This window comes from Pseudomonas sp. HS6-2 (assembly GCF_049325675.2).
Taxonomy (GTDB): Bacteria; Pseudomonadota; Gammaproteobacteria; order Pseudomonadales; family Pseudomonadaceae; genus Aquipseudomonas; species Aquipseudomonas putida_N.
The window spans coordinates 1,725,569-1,747,470 of the sequence record NZ_CM143906.1; the positions used below are offsets into that span (position 1 = coordinate 1,725,569).

Sequence of the window (21,902 nt, forward strand, 5' to 3'; positions counted from 1 at the left end):
CCACCTGACCAGGGAGTTCGACGGGACGTATGCGAAACATCTGGAAGCCCTTTCAGTCGTTGTATTTCGCCGCCTTGATGATGTTGATCGGCTCAGGCCTGCTCAGTACCTATCTGGCGCTGCGCCTGGCGGCCGATCATGTCGACAGCCTGTGGGTCGGTGCCTTGATGGCAGCCAACTATTTCGGCCTGGCCGTGGGCGGCAAGGTCGGCCACCGGCTGATCGGCCGGGTCGGGCACATTCGGGCCTATGCGACATGCGCCGGTATCGTCTGTGCGGCGGTGCTCGGGCATGGCATGACCAGCTGGTTGCCGGTGTGGGTCGGGCTGCGGATGATCGTCGGCCTCGGCATGATGTGCCAATACATGGTCATCGAGAGCTGGCTCAACGAACAGGCCGAGGCCAAGCACCGCGGTGCGGTGTTCAGTGGCTACATGATCGCGTCCTACCTTGGCCTGGTGCTCGGCCAGCTGATCCTGGTGGTGCACCCGCAGCTCGGCCCGGAGCTGCTGATGCTGGTGGCCATGTGCTTTGCCCTTTGCCTGGTGCCGGTGGCGATGACCCGGCGCATCCACCCGGCGCCCCTGCGCCCGGCGCCGATGGAGCCGAAATTCTTCATCAAGCGGGTGCCGCAGTCGCTCAGCACGGTGCTGGGTTCAGGCTTGATCGTCGGTTCGTTCTACGGCTTGGCGCCGCTGTACGCCTCCAGCCAGGGCATGACGACCGAGCAGATCGGTCTGTTCATGGGCTGCTGCATTTTTGCCGGGCTGCTGGTGCAGTGGCCGCTGGGCTGGTTGTCCGACCGCTACGACCGTGCGGTGCTGATCCGCAGCGTTGCGGTGGGCCTGGCACTGGCTTCGGCACCGCTGGCGTTCCTGCCGAGCGTGCCGCTGGAGGTGCTGTTCGGCATCGGCTTCGTGATTTCGCTGCTGCAGTTCTGCCTCTATCCCTTGGCTGTGGCGTTTTCCAATGACCACGTCGAGAGCGAGCGGCGGGTATCGCTGACCGCCATGCTGCTGGTCACTTATGGCGTGGGTGCCTGTATCGGGCCACTGGCGGCAGGGGTACTGATGAAGGTGCTGGGAGCGCAGATGCTGTATGCGTTCTTCGCGTTCTTTGCCCTGGTGCTGGTGTGGCGCATCCGGCCGAAGGCGGTTACTGGGCTGCACCAGGTGCAGGATGCGCCGCTGGGTCACGTGGCCATGCCGGCGGCCGGTTCGCCACTGTCGGCGGCGCTTGACCCGCGGGTTGATGAGCAGACCGTGCAGGAGGTGATGCAGGCACCGGTGGCTGCTGAGGATACCGAGGATGATCAGAAGGCTGAGCCGGTTGCCGAGGCTCGGCCCGAGGATGAGGTCAGTAAGTCGGTTTGAGCCTGTGCCGGCCTTTTCGCGGGACAAGCCCGCTCTTACAGGGTATCGCGGACTCTGTAGGATCGGGCTTGTCCCGCGAAGAGGCCGGGGCAGGAGAAACGCAATCAAAAACGCCACCCGATGGGTGGCGTTCTTGTATTGGCAGGCGACTCAGTAGTCGTCCTTGTCGAACCGCCGTGCTTCACGCTGCAGCTGGTAGACAAAACTTTCGATCTTGCGTTGTGCCTGGCCATTGAGGTTATGGAAGCGCACACCAGCGAAGGTGGTGTTGATCCGCTCTTCATAATGCAGGTGGCGCAGCTCGACCATGGTGTCCACCAGGCCCAGCGGGTTGCTGGCCTTGAAGCGCTCGTACACCTGGCCCAGTTGCAGGCAGTCCTCGACGTTACCTTCGAAGCGCAGCTTGCAGCCGGTGGCAGAGATGTCCAGCAATTTTCCGCGCAGGGCACCGTTACCCTTGAGGAAGCTGCCGTCGAGAATGATGTCGACCAGTTGCGAAAGCTTCAGCGCGGCGCGGAAGGCGTTGCGACGCTGGTGGTAGGTCATCTCTTCCGGCATCGCGCCACGGTAGCAGCGGTGGCCGTCGACTTCGCTGATCTTCAGTTCCTGATTGCATTCCCAGGCGATGCGCACGCCGTCGTGGAAGCCTTCGACGCGGAACGGTTCGCCGTTCTCGATGAATTTTTCGCCATCGCGCGGGATCATTTCGTCCAGCGCCAGGGTATTGCTGTCACGGTCCACGTGTACCACGTAGCTCTGGAACCGCTGGCTGCGCTCATGGAAGGTGATGATCAGCGGATCATGGCTCTCTTGTAGCTGGCGCAGGTTGGCCGCGATCTCCAAGGGCGTGTTCAGCACCTTCGGCGGTTGCGGGGCATCGGCTTCATTGAACACGGGTTTTCAATCTCCAGGCAAAAACGACACACGCAAGTAACGGCATTTTGCCAGTATGTTCTGTGCCTTGATAGAAGTAATCACACTTGGCTGAGCGCCCGGGGCTTGGCAAGTGGTGAAGTGGCGCCACGGCTGTCGTAGAGCGACGGTGCTTCGCCACCCTGAAGGATTCTGATCTGGTTGGCCGTGACGTGTTGCTGCACCTGGATGATCCGGCCATTGGTCTCGTTGACCTTCTGGCAGGCATCCATCAACTGGGTCAGCACATCGAGCTGCTGCAGGATCAGCTCGCCGTTGTCCGACTGAGCCGCCAATGCCTGCACCCCGGCGCGGTTGGCGCTCAGGCCAAGGCTGGTGAGCAGGTTGTTGCGGCGCATGCCTTGCTGCTCGAGCAGGACGATCAGCGACTGCTTGCGGGCCAGAATACCCTCCAGCGGCGCCATGTCGCGGCCGTGCAGGGCTACTGACTCCTGCTGGAGCAGGTCGAGCAGTTCCTGGGTCGGGGCGATGTCGTCTTCGATCAGTTGCAGCAAAGTGATGTCGTGCATGGCTAACTCTTGGCTTTACATAGCGTCCGTGAAGTCAGCGCGACGAACGGTCAGCGCTGGGCTTCAAAATCGAGCAGTTTGCTGGCGACACGGCCGGCATCGACCTGGTAGCTGCCGTCTGCGATGGCCTGTTTCAACTGCGCCACACGGGCACTGTTGACGACGGGCTGGTCGCGCAGCTTGTCGCTGACCTTTTGCAACTGCTGGGCCTCTTGGCTGAGGTGTACCGCTTCTCCGCTGGCGCTGGCGCTTTTTGGCACTTCTTGGGTTTCGCCGGTTTTTTCGGCGTTGCCGGGCGTGGCGTTGCCACGAACGCCGCCCGTGATGGACGGAGAGTTATTCAAACGACTGAAGTCGATGACCATGATCAGAAACCTCTGGGTATTTGGACGCTTGCCTTGTTTTCGGCCAACCCGAAAGAAACTTTAGGCACAAATGCTTAGCCGCCTGTCAGCAAGCTCGCGAACCCGTTTCTGGCACAGTTTAGGAAAAGCAGTTGCACACCGCCAGCGCAATCTACATGGCGACCTCAACCTGACCGGGGCCAGTGACCCGGGCCTTGACCACTCGCTGCGAATTGAGGTTGCGCACGCGGATCTGCTCGCCCTGGCCGCCCTTGGCCAAGGCTTCGCCCGGCATGCGCACGCTCAAGGGGCCGCTGCGTGCGGTGATCACCACATGGTCGCCCTTGCGCACCACCTCGGCTTGCTCCAGGTGCTGTGCCGTGAGCACCTGGTCGAGCACCGTCGGTCGTACCATCTTCATGCCCACCGCTTGGTCGAGGTCGGTAAGGAAGCCCTGGGTCAGCGTACCGACGTCGCGCTCGCGCAGGGCCACGTCATTTTCGCCAACGACGTTGTCGCGCTTGAGCGGGCGGGTCACCACCACCACGTCGCGGAACAGCTTCACCGTTGCCGGCACGAAGATGGTCCACGGTGCGCTACCGTCACAGCGCACCCGTACGGTCACCCGGCCCAGCGGCTGCGCCGGGCTCTCCAGCGAGGCGTCCAACTGCTGGCTGCACAGCGGCATGCGCAGGCGTGGGTCGAGCGGGTTGACCTGGATTTCGTAGCGCCCAGGGGTCTGGGTGGTGGCCAGGTAGTCCTCGACACTGAATTCAAGAAACCCTTGGGTGACACCGATAAGCTGTTCAGGCAAGGTAACCGCGTCCGCCAGCGTGCGAACGCCGGGTGCCAGCAGGCACAGCACGGCGAGCGTGCCGCTCAGCAGGTGCGTCAGTCGTCGGAAATTTGTCGTTTTCGTGTACATGGCGCTCAAAAAAGCAAAGCCCGTGCCGACTTGGTGACTACGTGGCACCAAAAAGGCAGATCGCATAAGGAGTCAGGCATGGCGGGGGTAATGGATTCAGTCAACCAGCGCACGCAGCTGGTTGGGCAGAATCGCCTGGAGTTGCTGCTGTTCCGTCTCAACGGGGCGCAGCTTTACGGCATCAACGTGTTCAAGGTTCGCGAAGTGCTGCAGTGCCCGGAGCTGACCGTGCTGCCCAAGTCGCACCCGGTGGTGCGAGGCGTGGCCAACATTCGCGGGGCGACCATCCCGATCCTCGACCTGTCGATGGCGACCGGGCTGCCGGGGTTGCAGGAAGAAACGCGTAACAGTTTCGTGATCATCACCGAGTACAACACCAAGACTCAGGGCTTTCTGGTGCACTCGGTCGAGCGCATCGTCAACATGAACTGGGAAGAGATTCATCCGCCACCCAAGGGCACGGGTCGCGACCACTACCTGACCGCCGTCACCCGGGTCGACAACCGTATGGTCGAGATCATCGACGTGGAGAAGGTGCTGGCCGAAGTGGCGCCGTCGTCCGAGTCGGTGTCTGCCGGCGTGGTCGATGCCGAGGTGCAGGACAAGGCCACGCTGCTGCGGGTGCTGACTGTCGACGATTCGTCGGTAGCGCGCAAGCAGGTCAGCCGCTGCCTGCAGACGGTAGGTGTGGACGTTGTGGCGCTCAACGATGGCCGACAGGCCCTGGACTACCTGCGCAAGCTGGTCGACGAGGGCAAGAAGCCGGAGGAAGAGTTCCTGATGATGATTTCCGACATTGAAATGCCGGAAATGGACGGCTATACGCTTACCGCAGAGATCCGCAGCGACCCGCGTATGCAAAAATTGCACATCTGCCTGCATACTTCGTTGTCCGGAGTGTTCAACCAGGCGATGGTCAAGAAGGTCGGGGCCGATGACTTCCTGGCCAAGTTCAAGCCGGACGACCTGGCCCAGCGCGTGGTCGACCGGATCAAGGCAGCGCATTGAAGCAGCCGGGGGCATGCTCCCGGCACCAGTGATTGAAAAGAGGCGGCAGTAGTGTCTACGGGTAATTTGGAGTTCGAACAGTTCAGGGTCTTCCTGGAAAAAGCCTGTGGCATCCTGCTGGGCGAGAATAAGCAGTACCTGGTTTCCAGCCGTCTCAACAAGCTGATGGAACAGCAGGGCATCAAGAGCCTGGGCGAGCTGGTGCAGCGCATCCAGACCCAGCCGCGGGGCGGCCTGCGCGAACAGGTGGTGGATGCGATGACCACCAACGAGACCCTGTGGTTTCGCGATACCTACCCGTTCGAAGTGCTGAAGAACAAGGTCATTCCCGAGTTCATCAGGAACAACCCCGGGCAGCGCCTGCGCATGTGGTCGGCAGCCTGTTCGTCGGGCCAGGAGCCGTACTCGATCTCGATGGCCATCGATGAGTTCGAGCGCAGCAACCTGGGCCAGTTGAAGATGGGCGCGCAGATCGTTGCCACCGACCTGTCCGGCTCGATGCTGACCAACTGCAAGACCGGTGAGTACGACAGCCTGGCGATTGCCCGTGGCCTGTCCCAGGAGCGCCTGCAGCGTTACTTCGACACCAAGGCGCCGGGGCGCTGGGCGGTCAAGCCGGCGATCCGCAGCCGTGTCGAGTTCCGGTCGTTCAACCTGCTCGACAGCTATGCGAGCCTGGGCAAGTTCGACATCGTGTTCTGCCGCAATGTGCTGATCTACTTCTCGGCACAGGTGAAGAAGGACATCCTGCTGCGTATCCACAGCACCCTGAAGCCCGGGGGCTACCTGTTCCTCGGTGCCTCGGAGGCGCTGAACGGGTTGCCGGACCACTATCAGATGGTCCAGTGCAGCCCGGGGATCATCTACCAGGCCAAGTGACCGAATAGGGCCGGCAGCGAAAGTTGCCGGCCTTTTTTTGAGCGCTCGCCACAGCATTTTTTAGCGTCGGTGAGATCGAGCGCCGCCCGCGCGGCGCATCGCGAGCTTTGCTCGCTCCTACGTTTGTTTCGGGCCAATTATTTCTGTGGGATTTGCGCGCGTAGCCTTGGCGCATGACGCGATATCGCGTCGTACCAACAAGGCGGTCGCGCGCGCCCGTCACAGGCATTACTGTCCCGAAACAAACGTAGGAGCGAGCAAAGCTCGCGATGCGCCGCGCGGGCGGCGCTCGATCTGTGCATCAACTCAGAACACGAGACAAGCACCTGGCAGCCCTCACCCAATCTCCCGGCAAGAAAGGGCCAGGTCAGGAAAATACTGACGTCAATTTTTTGTTTTGCCGCTTTTGCCACCCTGCAATTGCCGCTTTCGCTTCGCCAGGCGGAAGCACTTTGCCGCTTTTCTGGCATCGCGCCATCAGCCTTCGGTGCTACGCCCCAGCATTTCCGGGGTTTCGAGAATGTGGCACAGCCCTTGCTATACCTTGCTCAACGATATTCCGGCCAACCTTCGAAGGTTTTCCCGACATGAGCATCAGTTTCGACAAGGCGCTTGGCATTCACGAAAAGGCACTGGGCTTCCGCGCCCAGCGCGCCGAAGTGCTGGCCAACAACATCGCCAACGCCGACACGCCCAACTACAAGGCGCGTGACATGGACTTCTCTTCGGTGCTCGCCGCCGAGAGCCAGAAGCAGCAAAGCGGCCGCTTCGCCATGGACCGTACCAATAGCCGCCACATCGAGGCCGAAGGCCTGGCGATGGCTGACGACTCGCTGCAGTACCGCGTGCCCACCCAGCCGTCGATCGACCAGAACACCGTGGACGCCCAGATCGAGCAATCGAACTATACGGAAAACGCCATCGGCTTCCAGGCCAGCTTCACCTTGCTCAACAGTAAATTCAAAGGGCTGGTTTCGGCCCTGCGCGGAGAGTAATTCATGTCCCTTTCCAGTGTTTTCAACATTGCCGGCAGCGGCATGAGCGCGCAGAACACCCGCCTCAACACCGTTGCCTCGAACATCGCCAACGCCGAAACCGTGTCGTCGAGCATCGACCAGACCTACCGTGCGCGCCACCCGGTGTTCGCCACCACCTTCCAGAACGCGCAGAGCGGTGTCAGCCAGTCGCTGTTCGAGGACCAGGGCGAGGCGGGGCAGGGCGTGCAGGTCAAGGGCATCGTCGAAGACCAGAGCAATCTGGAGGCGCGCTACGAGCCGAATCACCCGGCGGCGAACAAGGACGGCTACGTCTACTACCCGAACGTAAACGTGGTCGAGGAGATGGCTGACATGATCTCCGCCAGCCGTGCGTTCCAGACCAACGCCGAGCTGATGAACACCGCCAAGAACATGATGCAGAAAGTTCTGACCCTGGGTCAGTGATAAGGAAGCCGGACCATGGCCATCGATACCTCCACTACCGGTGTCAATCTCAACGACGTCCTCGCGGCGTCCGGTGTCAGCACTGGCACTACCAAGAAGACCACCACCGATACCGCGTCCCAGACCGGCAACAGCTCGCTGGGCAAAGATGCGTTCCTGCAGCTGCTGGTTACCCAGATGCAGCACCAGAACCCACTCGACCCGCAGGACAACGGCGAGTTCGTGGCCCAGTTGGCGCAGTTCAGCAGCCTTGAGGGCATCACCTCGCTGAATGAGTCGGTCACCAACATTACCAGTGCCATGGCCTCGTCCCAGGCACTGCAGGCGTCGTCGCTGGTCGGCCGCTCGGTGATCGTGCAGAACGACAAGGCTGTGGTCGACACCGCCGACAGCTTCAATGGCCAGTTCGTCGTGCCGCAGGCCATCGACGGGGCGAAGATCACTGTCAAGGACAAGGACGGCAACACCGTCAAGACCATCGAGGTGGGCGAGCAGAAAGCCGGCTATGCCGACTTCATCTGGGATGGCACCAACTCGAGCGGTGCCAAGGTCGACCCAGGCACCTACACCTTCACTGCCAGCACCACCGTGGATGGCAAGTCGGTGCAGATGAACACCCTGCTGCCGGCCAAGGTCACCAGCGTCAGCTTCAACACCACGGGCGAGATGGTGCTCAACCTCGCCGGGGTCGGCAAGGTTTCCCTGTCCGACGTACAAACCATCGGTATCTAAGGCCAGAACGGCACAAGGAGCAACAGCATGTCTTTCAATATCGGCCTTAGCGGTCTGTACGCAGCCAACAAGCAGCTGGACGTTACCGGCAACAACATTGCCAACGTCAACACCACCGGTTTCAAGTCGTCGCGCGCCGAGTTCGCCGACGTCTACGCCGGCGCCAACCGCCTGGGCGTGGGCAAGAACCAGGTCGGCAACGGTGTGCGCCTGGCCGCAGTTTCCCAGCAGTTCACCCAGGGTGACGTGAACAACACCGGCAACGTGCTGGACATGGGGATCCAGGGTCAGGGTTACTTCGTGCTGTCCGACAACGGCTCGATGGTCTACACCCGTGCCGGTGCCTTCCAGACCAGCAAGGACAACTATGTCGTCACCTCCGATGGCCTGCGCCTGCAGGGCTATGCTGCCGACAGCAGCGGCAACATCAAGAAAGGTGTGCTGACCGATCTGCAGATCGACACCTCGGCGCTGCAGCCAAAGGCCACCAGCCTGATCGACCAGGGCATCAACCTGAACTCCTCGGCCGCGTCGATCCCGCTGCCGTCGACGCCGCCGGTTGCCGGTGACATCGTGTTCGACCCGACAGACGATACCACGTATACCAAGTCGTTCCCGACCAAGGTCTACGACAGTCAGGGTAACGAGCACACCATGGAGCAGTTCTACCGCAAGACCGACACCAACCAGTGGACGATGTACACCCTGGTAGATGGTCGCAACCCGATGGACCCGACTTCCACGGCGCCGCTGCAAGCGACCATGACCTTCAATACCGACGGTAGCGTGGCGTCCATGGCTACCGACCCGGCCAGCATTCCGCCGGGTGCTCCGGCCAACGCCGAATGGGCGGTGACCAACAATACCTTCACCCTCAAGGGCTGGGTCCCGGCCGCCAAGGACGCTGCAGGCAACTGGGCCTCCAACGGTTCGGCGGAGAACACCGACGGCATGAAGCTGTCGATGAACAGCACCACCTCGTACAACACTGAGACCGCGCGCATGTCGCAGTCCCAGGACGGTTATGCCACCGGCATCCTGTCGAGCCTGAGCATCGACTCCACTGGCGTGATGTTCGCCAGCTTCAGCAACCAGCAGTCGCGTGCCATTGGCCAGGTAGCCCTGGCCAGCTTCGCCAACGATCAAGGCCTGCAGCAGATCGGTGGCACCCGCTGGACCGAGACCTACTCCTCGGGCATTCCGGGTATCGATACGCCGAAGACCGGTACCCTGGGCAGCGTCGAGTCCAACTCGCTGGAAAACTCCAACGTCAACCTGACGCAAGAGCTGGTCGAGCTGATCAAGGCGCAGAGCAACTACCAGGCGAACGCCAAGACCATCTCTACCGAAAGCACCATCATGCAGACCATCATTCAGATGACCTGATGGTTGCTGGCTGAGCATGCGTGGACTGACCCCTTTCCTGTGAAGGGGTCAGTCGCATTTGCAGGAGGGGTGATGAAAAGGCTGGTTGTCACGTTGATTGCCGCTTTCTGCCTGTACCAGGCCCACGCCGGCACCGCGCCCTGGTGGCGCTGGGAGAGCCAGGTGGATGGCCGCCTGGTGTGCTCGCAATGGCCTCCGGGTGAGGGCTGGAAGAAATTCGCTGGTCCATTCACCAATGGCGGTTGCCGCGAGCCTTGATGAGGCCGGTACAGGATTGCCGCCATCGGCAACCCGGCGCCGGATAACCGGCGGCATCCCAATCGCGAAACCCCGAAAAAGCCCGTATTCACGGGCTTTTTCATGAATTCGAAAAGTTGGTTCGGAACTTGCTTTAGAGCCTGCACAGCAACGGCGAGCGGCAAACGATCGTCAGTGCAGCGGAGGATGACTGTGGACAAGATGCTTTACGTGGCCATGACCGGCGCCAGCCAGAACGCGCTGGCGCAGAAGGCCCACGCCAACAACCTGGCGAACGTTTCCACCAACGGGTTCCAGCGCGACCTGGAACAGGCGCGCTCGATGCCGGTGTTTGGTGACAGCTTTCCGTCACGGGCGTTTGCCATGACCGAACGCCCGGCCACCGACTTCAGCGAAGGGCCGATGGTCGAGACCGGGCGTGAGCTGGACGTGGCCGTGAGCGGGCAGGGCTTCATCGCCGTGCAGGCGCCGGATGGCAGCGAAGCCTACGTGCGCACCGGCAGCCTGAACATCGACGCCCTCGGCGTGCTGCGCGCCGGCAATGGCATGCCGGTGATCGGCAACGGTGGCCCGATCGCCATTCCGCCAGAGCAGAAAGTCGAAGTCGGTGCCGACGGCACCATCAGCATTCGCTCGATGGGTGAAGACCCGCGAGTGATGGCCGAGGTCGACCGCATCAAGCTGGTCAACCCGGACATCAAGAGTATGACCAAGGGCCTGGACGGGCTGATCCACACCCAGAACGGCCAGCCGGCTCCCGCTGACGTCAATGTGCGGGTGGTGTCGGGCTTCCTCGAAGGCAGCAACGTCAACGCCGTGGAAGAAATGACTTCGGTGCTGGCGCTGTCCCGCCAGTTCGAGCTGCACGTGAAAATGATGAACGCGGCCAAGGAAGGCGATGAAGCCATGGCGCGTGTTTTGCAAATCGGCTAACCAACTTTGAACGGGTGCCGTAAAACAGGCGCACGAGGAGAATACTGATGCTTCCGGCTCTTTGGGTCGCTAAAACCGGCCTGTCCGCCCAGGACACCAACCTGACCGTCATTTCCAACAACCTGGCCAACGTCTCGACCACCGGCTTCAAGCGTGATCGTGCCGAGTTCGCCGATCTGCTGTACCAGATCAAGCGTCAGCCAGGCGCGCAGTCGACCCAGGACAGCGAGCTGCCGTCGGGCCTGCAGGTCGGTACCGGTGTGCGTATTGTCGGCACCCAGAAGAACTTCCAGACCGGCAGCCTGCAGACCACCGAAAACCCGCTGGACATGGCGGTTAACGGCCGTGGCTTCTTCCAGGTGCTGCAGCCGGACGGCACGGTCTCGTACACCCGTGACGGTACCTTCCACCTGAACTCCGATGGCCAGATCGTCACCGCCCAAGGCTTTGCCCTGGAGCCGGCGATCGTGGTGCCGAACGACGCCCAGACCTTCACCGTCGGCCAGGACGGCACCGTGTCGATCACCACCGCCGGCAACCCGGCAGCACAGGTTATCGGCAACCTGCAGACCGCTGACTTCATCAACCCGGCCGGCCTGCAGGCGATCGGTGACAACCTGTTCCTGGAAACCGCCGCCAGTGGCGCGCCACAGGTCGGTACCCCAGGCCTGAACGGCTTCGGCACCACCCTGCAGCAGACCCTGGAAAACTCCAACGTCAGCACCGTGGAAGAGCTGGTGAACATGATCACCACCCAGCGCGCCTATGAGATGAACTCCAAGGTCATCTCCACCGCCGACCAGATGCTGTCGTTCGTGACTCAACAGCTCTAAAGCCCTAGTGCAGGTTCTACTCCCGTTACACCGTGAGGTAAGTGTCATGAAGCGTCTGTTGTCTGTGTTCGCCCTGGGGGGGGCGGTTGTGTTGGCAGGTTGCGTCGCGCCGACGCCCAAGCCGAACGACCCGTATTACGCGCCGGTTCTGCCGCGCACCCCGCTTCCGGCGGCAGCCAACAACGGTTCGATCTACCAGGCTGGTTTCGAGCAGGGCCTGTACACCGACCGCAAAGCGTTCCGCGTGGGTGACATCATCACCATCACCCTCAACGAACGCACGTCGGCAAGCAAGAACGCAGGTTCCCAGATCCAGAAGAACAGCAAGGCCGACATCGGCCTGACCTCGCTGTTCGGCTCCACCCCCAACACCAACAACCCGTTCGGCAGCGGCGACCTGTCGCTGGAAGCGGGTTACAGCGGTGACCGCACCACCAAGGGCGACAGCAAGGCCACCCAGGGCAACACCCTGACCGGCTCTATCACCGTCACCGTGGCCGAAGTGCTGCCCAACGGCATCATCGCCGTGCGCGGCGAAAAGTGGATGACCCTGAACACCGGTGAAGAGCTGGTGCGTATCGCCGGCCTGATCCGTGCTGACGACATCGCCACCGACAACACCGTGCCGTCCACCCGCGTGGCCGATGCGCGCATCACCTATTCGGGCACCGGCTCGTTCGCCGACGCCAGCCAGCCGGGTTGGCTGGACCGCTTCTTCATGAGCCCGCTTTGGCCCTTCTGAGTACGGATGAACATGTTCAACCTTAGGCAGCTGATAGCCGCGACCCTGCTCCTGTCCTGCGCGTTCGGTGCCCACGCCGAGCGCCTCAAGGACATTGCCAGCATCTCCGGCGTGCGTTCCAACCAGTTGATCGGCTATGGCCTGGTGGTCGGGCTCAATGGTACGGGTGACCAGACCACCCAGACGCCATTCACCCTGCAGACCTTCAACAACATGCTGTCGCAGTTCGGCATCAAGGTGCCGCCAGGCTCCGGCAACGTGCAGTTGAAGAACGTCGCCGCGGTCTCGGTGCATGCCGACCTGCCGGCGTTCGCCAAGCCGGGCCAGGTGGTGGACATCACCGTTTCATCGATCGGCAACTCGAAAAGCCTGCGCGGCGGCAGCCTGCTGATGACCCCGCTCAAGGGTATCGACGGCAACGTCTACGCCATCGCCCAGGGCAACCTGGTGGTCGGCGGCTTCGATGCCGAAGGCCGTGACGGCTCGAAGATCACCGTCAACGTTCCGTCGGCCGGCCGTATTCCTGGCGGCGCCTCGGTCGAGCGTGCCGTGCCGAGCGGCTTCAACCAGGGCAACAGCCTGACACTGAACCTCAATCGCCCGGACTTCACCACCGCCAAGCGCATCGTCGACAAGGTCAATGATCTACTCGGCCCTGGCGTGGCCCAGGCCGTGGACGGTGGCTCGGTGCGGGTCACCGCGCCGATGGACCCGAGCCAGCGGGTCGACTACCTGTCGATTCTCGAGAACCTCGAGATCGACCCGGGCCAGGCCGTCGCCAAGGTCATCATCAACTCGCGTACCGGTACCATCGTCATCGGTCAGAACGTCAAGGTCTCGCCAGCGGCGGTGACCCACGGCAGCTTGACCGTGACCATTACCGAAGACCCCATCGTCAGCCAGCCGGGGCCGTTCTCCAATGGCCAGACGGCGGTGGTTCCGCGGTCGCGGGTCAACGCCGAGCAGGAAGCCAAGCCGATGTTCAAGTTCGGCCCGGGCACCACGCTGGATGAGATCGTCCGCGCGGTGAACCAGGTGGGCGCGGCGCCCGGCGACCTGATGGCCATCCTCGAAGCACTGAAACAGGCCGGCGCCTTGCAGGCCGACCTGATCGTGATCTGAGGACGCAGCGGATGAATTCGAAAAGCCTGGTCTCCAGTCACGCTGACAGCGGTGCCTATACCGACCTCAACCGCCTGAGCTCGCTCAAGCACGGTGACCGCGACAGCGACGCCAACGTGCGCAAGGTGGCTCAGGAGTTCGAGTCGCTGTTCATCAGCGAGATGCTCAAGGCCTCGCGCAAGGCCAGCGACGTGCTGGCCGATGACAACCCGATGAACAGCGAGACGGTCAAGCAGTACCGCGACATGTACGACCAGCAGCTGGCCGTGAGCATGTCCCGCGAGGGTGGCGGTATCGGCCTGCAGGACGTGCTGGTGCGCCAGCTCTCAAAGAACAAGAGCACCCCGGTCAACACCAGCCCGTTTCCGCGTGTCGATGGCAGCGCGCCGACGCTGTGGGGCAACAAGGTGGCCGACCCGGTGCAGGCGACGCAAACCACGGCCACGCGCAACGACGTCGCCGCGCTCAACTCGCGGCGCCTGGCGCTGCCGGGCAAGCTCACTGACCGCCTGCTGGCCGGCATCGTGCCTTCGGCCACCAGCCCGGCTGCGGCCACCAATACCGCCGCCGTGCCGGCCCGTGACGGGCAACAGCTGGCCAAGGCCATCGCCATCCCGGACAACGGCCTGCGCATCACTGGCCGCGCGGTGGCGCAGCCGCCGCTGGCGCCGAAGAAGGCCTTTGCCGACAGCGACGAATTCGTCGCCACCATGCTGCCGATGGCCGAGCAGGCCGCCAAGCGCATTGGTGTCGATCCGCGTTACCTGGTGGCCCAGGCCGCCCTGGAAACCGGCTGGGGCAAATCGGTCATGCGCAACAGTGACGGCAGCAGCAGCCACAACCTGTTCGGCATCAAGGCCAGCAGTAATTGGGAAGGCGATTCGGCGCGGGCGATCACCAGCGAATTCCGCGACGGCCAGTTCGTCAAGGAGACGGCGGCGTTCCGTTCCTACGATTCGTACCAGGACAGTTTCCACGACCTGGTAAGCCTGCTGCAGAGCAATTCGCGCTATCAAGATGCGGTGAAGTCGGCCGATAACCCAGAACAATTCGTGCGGGAACTGCAAAAGGCCGGGTACGCCACCGACCCGAACTACGCCAGCAAGATCTCGCAGATCGCAAGACAGATGAAGTCGTACGAGAGCTACGCAATGCTCGGTACCACAACGAAACTTTAAGGGTATGGAACCATGGCGAGTCTGATCAATATTGGCATGTCGGGGCTTGGCGCCGCGCAGTCGGGGATGTACACCCTCGGTAACAACATCGCCAACGCCGATGTCGAGAGCTACTCGCGCCAGCAGAACGTGCAGAAGACCAAGGGCGGCCAGCAGGTCGGCCAGGTGTTCATCGGCTCCGGTACCACCCTGGCTGACGTGCGCCGGGTGTACAACGCGTTCCTCGAGAACCAGCTGCGTACCACCACCTCGCTGAGCAGCGACGCCACCTCGTACCTGAATCAGATCACCCCGCTGGACACTGCCCTGTCGAGCAGCGACACCGGCATCACCGCCGCGCTGCAGAGCTTCTTCAGCGCCATGCAGGATGCTGCCGCCAAGCCGACCGAGGACGCCTCGCGCCAGCTGCTGCTGACCAGCGCCCAGTCCCTGGCCAAGCGTTTCAATACCCTGTCGGCGCAGCTCAACCAGCAGAACAGTGATATCAACGCCAACATGGCGTCGATTGCCGACAAGGTCAACGCGCTGACCAAGTCGATTGCCGACCTCAACGGCCAGATCTCCAAGATGACCGCTGTCAACGGCCAGCCCAACGACCTGCTCGACCAGCGCGATGGCGCGGTGCGCGAGTTGTCGTCGCTGATCGGTGCCGACGTGGTCGAGCAGAAGAACGGCAACTACGACATCTACCTGAAGAACGGCCAGGCCCTGGTGCTGGGCAACACTACCCAGACCATCGGCGTGGAGCCGAGCGCCACCGACCCGACCCGCATGAGCCTGGTCCTCAATCGCGGCTCGACCAAGATGGACATCACCAACAGCACCACCGGTGGTGAACTGGGCGGCTTGATCCGCTACCGCAAGGAAACCCTCGACCCGGCGCTCAACGAGCTTGGCCGCGTGGCCCTGGTGGTGGCCGATGCCATCAACAGCCAGCTGGCCCAGGGTATCGACAAGAACGGTGACTTCGGTGCCACCCTGTTCGGCGATATCAACAGCGCCGCGGCCATCGCCCAGCGCAGTGTCGCCAAGACCGGCAACAGTGCAGGCTCCGGCAACCTCGATGTGACTATCAAGGACTCCGGCAAGCTGACCACCAGCGATTACCAGGTGACCTTCAACAGCGACAAGCAGTACACCGTGCGCAAGCTGCCTGATGGCACCGACATGGGTACCTACAGCCTCGACGACGACCCGGCGCCAGTGATCGACGGTTTCACCCTGTCGCTCAACGGCGGTGCCCTGAGCGCCGGTGACAGCTTCAAGATCACCCCGACACGCAATGCCGCGGCGAATATCGACACCGTGTTGACCGACCCCAAGCGCCTGGCGCTGGCCGCGCCGCTGACCGCCACCAGCGGTTCGGGCAACAAAGGCACAGGCGTGATCACCCAGCCGACGCTGACCTCCGAGATGGACATCTACGATGCCACCCAGCGCTCGCAGCTGCAGACCGGCCTGAAGTACTCGACCCCGGTCAAGCTGGTGTTCGGTGACGACGGCAGTTCGCCGCAGGCGTACACCATGTACGACGCCAAGGGCAACAACATCGGCAGTGGCACGATCATCCCCGGCCAGGAGAACAAGCTGCAACTGTCGGTGCCGATGGTTGATGGCAGCGGCAACTCGCTGGGCAGCAGTTTCACCTTCGAGATGAGCGTCTCCGGCGCGCCGAAGAATGGCGACAGCTACACCGTCGCGCTGACCGGCGCGGGCTCGGCAGACAACCGCAACAGCCAGTCGGTGATCGACCTGCAGACCAAGTCCACGGTCGAGGTGGGTGCTGACGGCAAGGGCATCAGCTTCACCGACGCCTACGCCAAGCTTGTGTCCAACGTCGGCGGCAAGGCCGGCCAGGCGCAGATGGACAGCGACGCCACCACCGCCCTGCACACCTCGGCGCTGGATGCGCGTAACGGCGTGTCAGGTGTCTCGATCGACGAAGAGACCGGCAACCTGATCAAGTTCCAGCAGTACTACACCGCGTCGTCGCAGATCATCAAGGCGGCCCAGGAAACCTTCGCCACCCTGATCAACAGTCTTTAAGGAGCCGTAGATCGTGAGCGTACGCATCTCTACTTCGCAGTTCTATAACACCAACAGCGCCAACTATCAGAGCAACTTTGCCAAGACCGTGCAGACACAGCAGGAGGCCAGTGATGGTATTCGTGTGCGCTCGGCCAAGGATGACCCGGTAGGGGCGGCGCGGTTGTTGCAGCTGGAGCAGCAGCAGAACATGCTGAGGCAGTACAGCACCAATACTGTGAATGTGCGTAATGCGCTGGGCACTGCCGAAAGCACCTTGAACTCTATCGGCAATATTTTGCAGCGGGTCAATGAGCTGGCGGTGAGTTCTGGCAACGGTGCATTCACCGACTCCGATCGCAAGGCCAACGCCGATGAGCTGGCGTCGCTCGAAGACCAGCTGTTCTCGCTGATGAACAGCAAGGACGAGAACGGCAAGTACCTGTTCTCGGGCTCCAAGGGCGATACTCAGCCCTATGTGCGTAACGCCGATGGCACATACAGTTATCAGGGCGACCAGGGCAAGTTGAACCTGCAGGTGGGTGACATGCTGAGCCTGGCCGCGAATGAAACCGGCTACGATGCGTTCGAGCAGGCGCTTAATACCAGCCGCAGTCAGACCAGTATGACGGCACCCCCTGTCGACGATGGTCGCGTCAGCCTGTCCAATGGCCAGGTATCGGGCAGTTCGACCTACAACGACCGCTTCCGCAGCGGGGAGCCGTACAGCATCGAATTCACCAGCAGCACCGAGTACAAGATCCTGGATGCCAGCGGCAATGATGTGACGCTCGAGGCCAGCCAGGGTGGCAAGTTCGATCCCAATTCTGACAACAGCACGATCAGCTTCCGGGGTGTCGAGCTGCGTCTGGACATCACCTTCAAGGATGGCGACAAGGGCAATGAAGATGCTGTGATTGCCGGGCATACGTTTACCTTGAGCTCCAGGGCGGATGAAGTGTCGGGCACCCGCAGCCCTGGCAACACCTCGTCGGAGCAGGTCACAGGCGCGACGATCACCGACCAGGCGGCCTACCAGGCGGCATTCCCTTCAGGTGGTGCTGTGCTCAAGTTCACCAGCGCCAGCACGTTCGAGCTGTACGCAACGCCGGTCACTGCCAATAGCCGTCCTGTGGCGTCTGGCGCACTCGGCGGGGCGAATGGCACTACCGCGACTGCGGCCGGTGTTAGTTTCGAGCTGTCGGGGGCGCCCAGTGCGGGTGATTCGTTTGCGGTCAAGGTCGATACCCATCAGACCCAAAACCCGCTGGACACCATCAGCAAGCTTCGTACAGCGTTGAGCACGCCGCAGGACAACGATCCGGTCGCCCGGCAGAACTTCCTGGCTGCGCTGGATTCGGCCGGGGGGAACATCATCAGCGCGATCAATCAGGTATCGTCGTCGGTCAGTGCCATTGGTGGTCGCGGCCAGGCGTTGGACGTTCAGTCGGAGACCAACGAGGCGCTGAGTACCGAGAACGCCAAGACACAGAGCTCGATTCGTGAAAGCGACCCGGCTGAAGTGATGCTGCGTCTGCAGATGCAGACCAACATGTTGCAAGCTTCGTTGCAGGCATACGCCAAGGTTGCCGGGTTGTCGCTGGTCAACTACATCTGAGCTTCCCTTCTGCTTCAACCTCTTCTTCTGCCTTACCACGCCAGAGCGCCCGATCTGGCGTGGTACCTCCCCCCAAGGCCCAAATGTGAACGCACAACCTCTCGTCAGTATTGTCATACCTGCTTTCAATCCTCGCTTCTTCGCCATGGCGCTGCAAAGTGCAGTGGGGCAAACCTACGAGAATCTCGAAGTGATCGTGTGCGACGACAGCGAAGGTGACGAGATCGAAGGGATCGTTCAGTCGGTGCAGGAGCAGAGCGGAAGGTCGGTGCGCTATATTCGCAACCCGCATTGCCTGGGTTTTGTTAGTAACGTGCTAAAGGCCGTGCAGGCAGCAGATGGCGAATGGGTGAAGGTCCTTTGCGACGATGATCGACTTATGCCGCTGTGCGTGGCACGTCAGGCTCAGATATTGGCAGAGCATTCGGATGTCGGCTTGGTGCTCGCTCAGCGCATGTTTGCCGACGAAAATAACTATGTGCTTCCCATGCGTCTGGCTAACGCGCGCTTCGTCAATTCTGATTGCATATTCAACGGCAGCGATGTGTTGTCGGTGCTCAACGATCATCCAGCCAATTTTTTAGGCAACTTGTCTTCAGCTTTGATGCGACGAGACCAGGCACTCAGTTTGCTCGGCGTGTTGGCTCAGGGTGATCTGGGATTTGTGGCAATACTGGACCTGGCCCTTTTCTGCTGTCTGATGCGGGCTGGGCATCTGGTCCTGATCAGTGATGTATTGCTCATCGAGCGCTTGCACGCCGAGCGCCTGAGTAAGCAGCCAGCCGTGCAGGCCACGGTCGGTCTGGAATGGGGTTGGCTGCGGCAAATGCTGAAGGTACGCGGGGGCGAGGCAGCGCCAGCACAAGGCTGGGTGCGCTACAGGCAATTGGCTGGCGTATCCGAAGGGTCGAGTGAGTGGAAGGAAATCAATCTGGTGTTGGTGGTGGGCAACTGGCAGAACACCATGGAACGTCGCATTGGAAGCGCCAGTGAAAGTTATGCGGACCTCTATCGGGAATGGATCGCCGAGCGTCAGCTTAGTGCAGCCCAGATACAGCTGCTTCCTCGCACGTTGGAGACGTGTGCGAGCGTGCCCAGGATCGGCGTTCTGGTGCTGGATCCCGATGGCAATGTGGATGAACTGGGCCATACCTTGCGCAGCATTCAGGTGCAGCACTACTGCGCGCAGCATTGTGTAGTCCTGTCCAGTGCCGAGTGCTCCGAATGGCCGGGTGTAACTCGGTATGAGCTGGCAGCTGACTGGGTCACACAACTCAATCAGGTCGTTTTGGCGTTGGACGATTGCGACTGGGTTTATCTTCTGCAGGCAGGTGACAGGCTTGTAGATTCGAACTTGTTGCTTTTGGCAGAGCGTATCGCCGTGTTGCCAGGACTTGCCTGTATATACAGCGATGAAGACTCATGGGTCGATGGCGAGCCGATTGAGCCGATATTCAAACCCGACTTCAACATCGATCTGATGCGCAGCTATCCCTACACGGGGCGCACGTTGGCCTTCGATCGTGCCGAAATGATCGCGGCTGGTGGTCTGGACGCCCGTTTCGCCGATCTTGCCCCACATGATCTGCTTTGGCGCCTGGTTGAAAACAAGGGCCCGCAGGTCGTGGAGCATGTTGCGGAAATTCAGGTGCACTCCAGTTTCGGGTTTGCTCAGTGGCTATCGAAGGATGCGGTCATCGCGCAGAGTGAACGCGTTGCCAGCGAGCACCTTCATCGCCTGGGTATCAATCATCGGGTGCGCCACGATGAGTTGGCCCTGCTCAACCGAATCGATTACCAGCATGCCGATCAGCCTCTGGTCACGCTTGTGGTGCCCTGCAATCAGTGCCTGGATGTGCTTCAGCGCTGCGTCATGTCTGTGATGGAGCTCACAGCCTATCCTCGCTACGAGTTGCTTCTGGTCGCGTCTGGCGATCTGGAGCCAGACTTGGAAAGCTGGCTTCAGGCGATGGAGGAGGTCGGTGGGGCGATGCTTCGAGTGCTACGTCTTGCCGGCGATCCTGGTGTCGCGTCTATGGTCAACGAGGCATTCGCTGTCGCGCGGGGCGAATACCTGCTGATGCTGTCGGCAGGCCTGCAAGTCTGCGAGGGTCAGTGGTTGGGTGAAATGCTCAATCATGCTCAGCGTCCGGAAGTGGCAATCGTGGGTGCCAAGGTATTGGACGTTCATGAGCGAGTTGTGCACGCTGGATTGGTATTGGGTGGCAGCGGTGGAGTGGGGCTGGTTTGTGCGGGCGACGATGGCCAGAGTCGTGGCTACCTGCAACGGCTGCAGGTTGTTCAGAACTGGACGGCGGTGGCGGGTGATTGCCTGATGGTGCGCAAGTCTGTTTTCGAATCTCTGGGCGGTTTGGATGTTGCGCAATTCTCCAGCGGCCTGGGCGAAGTTGATCTGTGTTTACGCTCCAGAACTCAAGGGTATCTGGTCGTCTGGACGCCGCACGCGTGCCTGCGGGCTATCGGGGCTGTCGGCGCTGAGCCGCATGCCAATGCGCCGCTTGCGCAGCAGTCGGAATTCTTCGAGCGTTGGCGATCACTGATTGTCCGCGATCCTGCCTACAATCCCAACCTCGGGCTTGGGCGCATAAACTTCAGCCTCGACCCTAGCTCGCAAGGCAGCTGGGATCCCTTCTGTGCACGGACGCTTCCGTCGGTTCTTGCCTTGCCGGTCAATGCTTCGGCTGTAGGCGGATACAGAGTGATTGAGCCTTTCTATAACCTTGAGGCTGCCGGGCGTGTTGTCGGACGCGTTTCCTATGAGGTGCCAGGGACCATCCAGCTCGAACGCATGAACCCCGATATCATTGTGGTGCAACTGCGGCATAACGAAGAAGGCGTTCGGGACATCGAGCGCCTAGCCAAGTATTCCGATGCGCGGCGCATCTATGAAATCGACGACTATGTGCTGAAAGCACCGAAAAAAAACAAGCATGCCCGCAACAAGCCGGCGGACATAGAGAAGCATCTGCGCCGGGCCATCGGCCTCTGCGATCGGGTCGTGGTTACCACCCAGGCGCTGGCCGATGCCTTGGCATCGATGCATAGTGATTTCCGGGTTGTGCCAAACATGCTCAACGCGCAGGTCTGGAGCGGCCTTCAGAGCAAAAGGGCGATTGGGCCGAAACCAAGGGTAGGGTGGGGGGGGGGCACCAGCCACAGTGGTGATCTGGAAATCATAGCCGAAACTGTTCGGCAGCTCGCGAATGAAGTTCATTGGGTGTTCTTCGGCATGTGCCCTGATGAGTTACGGCCGTACATACATGAATTCCATCCGCTGGTTAATTTGGCCGACTACCCGGCGAAGCTTGCGAGCTTGAACCTCGACCTAGCCTTGGCGCCGCTGGAATTCCATATTTTCAACGACTGCAAGAGCAACCTGCGTCTGCTGGAGTATGGCGCGTGTGGTTACCCGGTGATCTGCACTGATACCGAGGCTTACCGGGGATCACTGCCTTGCACTCGCGTTTACAGCAATAGCACTGAAGAATGGGTCGAAGCCATTCGGTCGCACTTGGCCGATCCAGCAGCGAGCTACCGTATGGGTGATGAGTTGCACGCTGCCGTGATGCGTGACTATGTCTTGCGTGGTGAAAACCTGAAGCGCTGGGAGTGGGGCTGGCTGGCGGATTGACCCGCGTCGA

General features: G+C 61.4%; 20 protein-coding genes. 16 read left to right on the forward strand and 4 right to left on the reverse strand.

The genetic code is table 11. The annotated features are described in order from the left end of the window. Positions 1-29 precede the first annotated feature (29 nt). A complete protein-coding gene (locus ACOKS3_RS08105; RefSeq protein ID WP_103446459.1) occupies positions 30-1,373 on the forward strand; it encodes an MFS transporter in 1,344 nt (447 codons plus the stop codon). 150 nt (positions 1,374-1,523) lie between these two features. Here ACOKS3_RS08105 and ACOKS3_RS08110 read toward each other — a convergent pair whose 3' ends face one another. The 4 genes from ACOKS3_RS08110 to flgA form a co-directional block, all read right to left on the reverse strand. Beyond that, positions 1,524-2,267, reverse strand: a complete 744-nt coding sequence (locus ACOKS3_RS08110; protein ID WP_103446460.1) for a flagellar brake protein — start codon at positions 2,265-2,267, stop codon at positions 1,524-1,526. Positions 2,268-2,347: 80 nt separating this feature from the next. Then, entirely contained in the window at positions 2,348-2,815 is a 468-nt protein-coding gene (locus ACOKS3_RS08115; RefSeq protein ID WP_060508334.1) for a flagella synthesis protein FlgN, read from the reverse strand. A gap of 50 nt (positions 2,816-2,865) precedes the next feature. Beyond that, a complete protein-coding gene (gene flgM, locus ACOKS3_RS08120; protein ID WP_422763228.1) occupies positions 2,866-3,180 on the reverse strand; it encodes a flagellar biosynthesis anti-sigma factor FlgM in 315 nt (104 codons plus the stop codon). Between the two features lie 151 nt (positions 3,181-3,331). Further along, on the reverse strand, positions 3,332-4,084 hold the full coding sequence (gene flgA, locus ACOKS3_RS08125; protein WP_422763229.1) for a flagellar basal body P-ring formation chaperone FlgA: 753 nt from the start codon (positions 4,082-4,084) through the stop codon (positions 3,332-3,334). A gap of 78 nt (positions 4,085-4,162) precedes the next feature. On the opposite strand from flgA, the gene ACOKS3_RS08130 reads away from it, so the two are divergent. The 15 genes from ACOKS3_RS08130 to ACOKS3_RS08200 all read left to right on the forward strand — a co-directional run bounded on the left by ACOKS3_RS08130 (position 4,163) and on the right by ACOKS3_RS08200 (position 21,892). Beyond that, the gene (locus ACOKS3_RS08130; RefSeq protein ID WP_103446463.1) at positions 4,163-5,092 is read left to right on the forward strand and encodes a chemotaxis protein CheV; all 930 of its coding nucleotides are present in this window, start codon (positions 4,163-4,165) and stop codon (positions 5,090-5,092) included. 51 nt (positions 5,093-5,143) lie between these two features. Next, the gene (cheR, locus tag ACOKS3_RS08135) at positions 5,144-5,971 is read left to right on the forward strand and encodes a protein-glutamate O-methyltransferase CheR (protein WP_103446464.1); all 828 of its coding nucleotides are present in this window, start codon (positions 5,144-5,146) and stop codon (positions 5,969-5,971) included. A 587-nt stretch (positions 5,972-6,558) separates the two neighbouring features. After that, on the forward strand, positions 6,559-6,966 hold the full coding sequence (flgB, locus tag ACOKS3_RS08140) for a flagellar basal body rod protein FlgB (protein WP_103446465.1): 408 nt from the start codon (positions 6,559-6,561) through the stop codon (positions 6,964-6,966). A gap of 3 nt (positions 6,967-6,969) precedes the next feature. After that, on the forward strand, positions 6,970-7,413 hold the full coding sequence (gene flgC, locus ACOKS3_RS08145) for a flagellar basal body rod protein FlgC (protein ID WP_027921143.1): 444 nt from the start codon (positions 6,970-6,972) through the stop codon (positions 7,411-7,413). A gap of 15 nt (positions 7,414-7,428) precedes the next feature. Then, positions 7,429-8,145: a flagellar hook assembly protein FlgD gene (gene flgD, locus ACOKS3_RS08150; protein WP_422763230.1), complete on the forward strand. Its 717-nt coding sequence runs from the start codon at positions 7,429-7,431 to the stop codon at positions 8,143-8,145. A gap of 27 nt (positions 8,146-8,172) precedes the next feature. Beyond that, positions 8,173-9,531: a flagellar hook protein FlgE gene (gene flgE / locus ACOKS3_RS08155; RefSeq protein WP_103446467.1), complete on the forward strand. Its 1,359-nt coding sequence runs from the start codon at positions 8,173-8,175 to the stop codon at positions 9,529-9,531. 72 nt (positions 9,532-9,603) lie between these two features. Continuing rightward, positions 9,604-9,789 (forward strand): hypothetical protein, encoded by a 186-nt coding sequence (locus tag ACOKS3_RS08160; protein WP_103446468.1) that lies wholly within the window; start codon positions 9,604-9,606, stop codon positions 9,787-9,789. Between the two features lie 192 nt (positions 9,790-9,981). Further along, positions 9,982-10,722, forward strand: a complete 741-nt coding sequence (gene flgF / locus ACOKS3_RS08165) for a flagellar basal-body rod protein FlgF (RefSeq protein WP_103448216.1) — start codon at positions 9,982-9,984, stop codon at positions 10,720-10,722. Positions 10,723-10,769: 47 nt separating this feature from the next. After that, the gene (gene flgG / locus ACOKS3_RS08170) at positions 10,770-11,555 is read left to right on the forward strand and encodes a flagellar basal-body rod protein FlgG (protein ID WP_027921148.1); all 786 of its coding nucleotides are present in this window, start codon (positions 10,770-10,772) and stop codon (positions 11,553-11,555) included. Between the two features lie 46 nt (positions 11,556-11,601). Continuing rightward, positions 11,602-12,297, forward strand: a complete 696-nt coding sequence (gene flgH / locus ACOKS3_RS08175) for a flagellar basal body L-ring protein FlgH (RefSeq protein WP_103446469.1) — start codon at positions 11,602-11,604, stop codon at positions 12,295-12,297. A 12-nt stretch (positions 12,298-12,309) separates the two neighbouring features. Next, positions 12,310-13,419: a flagellar basal body P-ring protein FlgI gene (locus tag ACOKS3_RS08180; protein WP_103448217.1), complete on the forward strand. Its 1,110-nt coding sequence runs from the start codon at positions 12,310-12,312 to the stop codon at positions 13,417-13,419. A gap of 11 nt (positions 13,420-13,430) precedes the next feature. After that, positions 13,431-14,597: a flagellar assembly peptidoglycan hydrolase FlgJ gene (flgJ, locus tag ACOKS3_RS08185; protein WP_103446470.1), complete on the forward strand. Its 1,167-nt coding sequence runs from the start codon at positions 13,431-13,433 to the stop codon at positions 14,595-14,597. 12 nt (positions 14,598-14,609) lie between these two features. Further along, positions 14,610-16,643, forward strand: a complete 2,034-nt coding sequence (flgK, locus tag ACOKS3_RS08190) for a flagellar hook-associated protein FlgK (protein WP_422763231.1) — start codon at positions 14,610-14,612, stop codon at positions 16,641-16,643. A 13-nt stretch (positions 16,644-16,656) separates the two neighbouring features. After that, positions 16,657-18,240 carry a flagellar hook-associated protein 3 gene (locus ACOKS3_RS08195; protein ID WP_103446472.1) on the forward strand — a complete coding sequence of 528 codons (1,584 nt, stop codon included), beginning with the start codon at positions 16,657-16,659 and terminating at the stop codon, positions 18,238-18,240. An 85-nt stretch (positions 18,241-18,325) separates the two neighbouring features. Next, positions 18,326-21,892, forward strand: coding sequence for a glycosyltransferase (locus tag ACOKS3_RS08200; RefSeq protein WP_422763232.1), 3,567 nt, complete (start codon positions 18,326-18,328; stop codon positions 21,890-21,892). Positions 21,893-21,902: the final 10 nt, after the last annotated feature.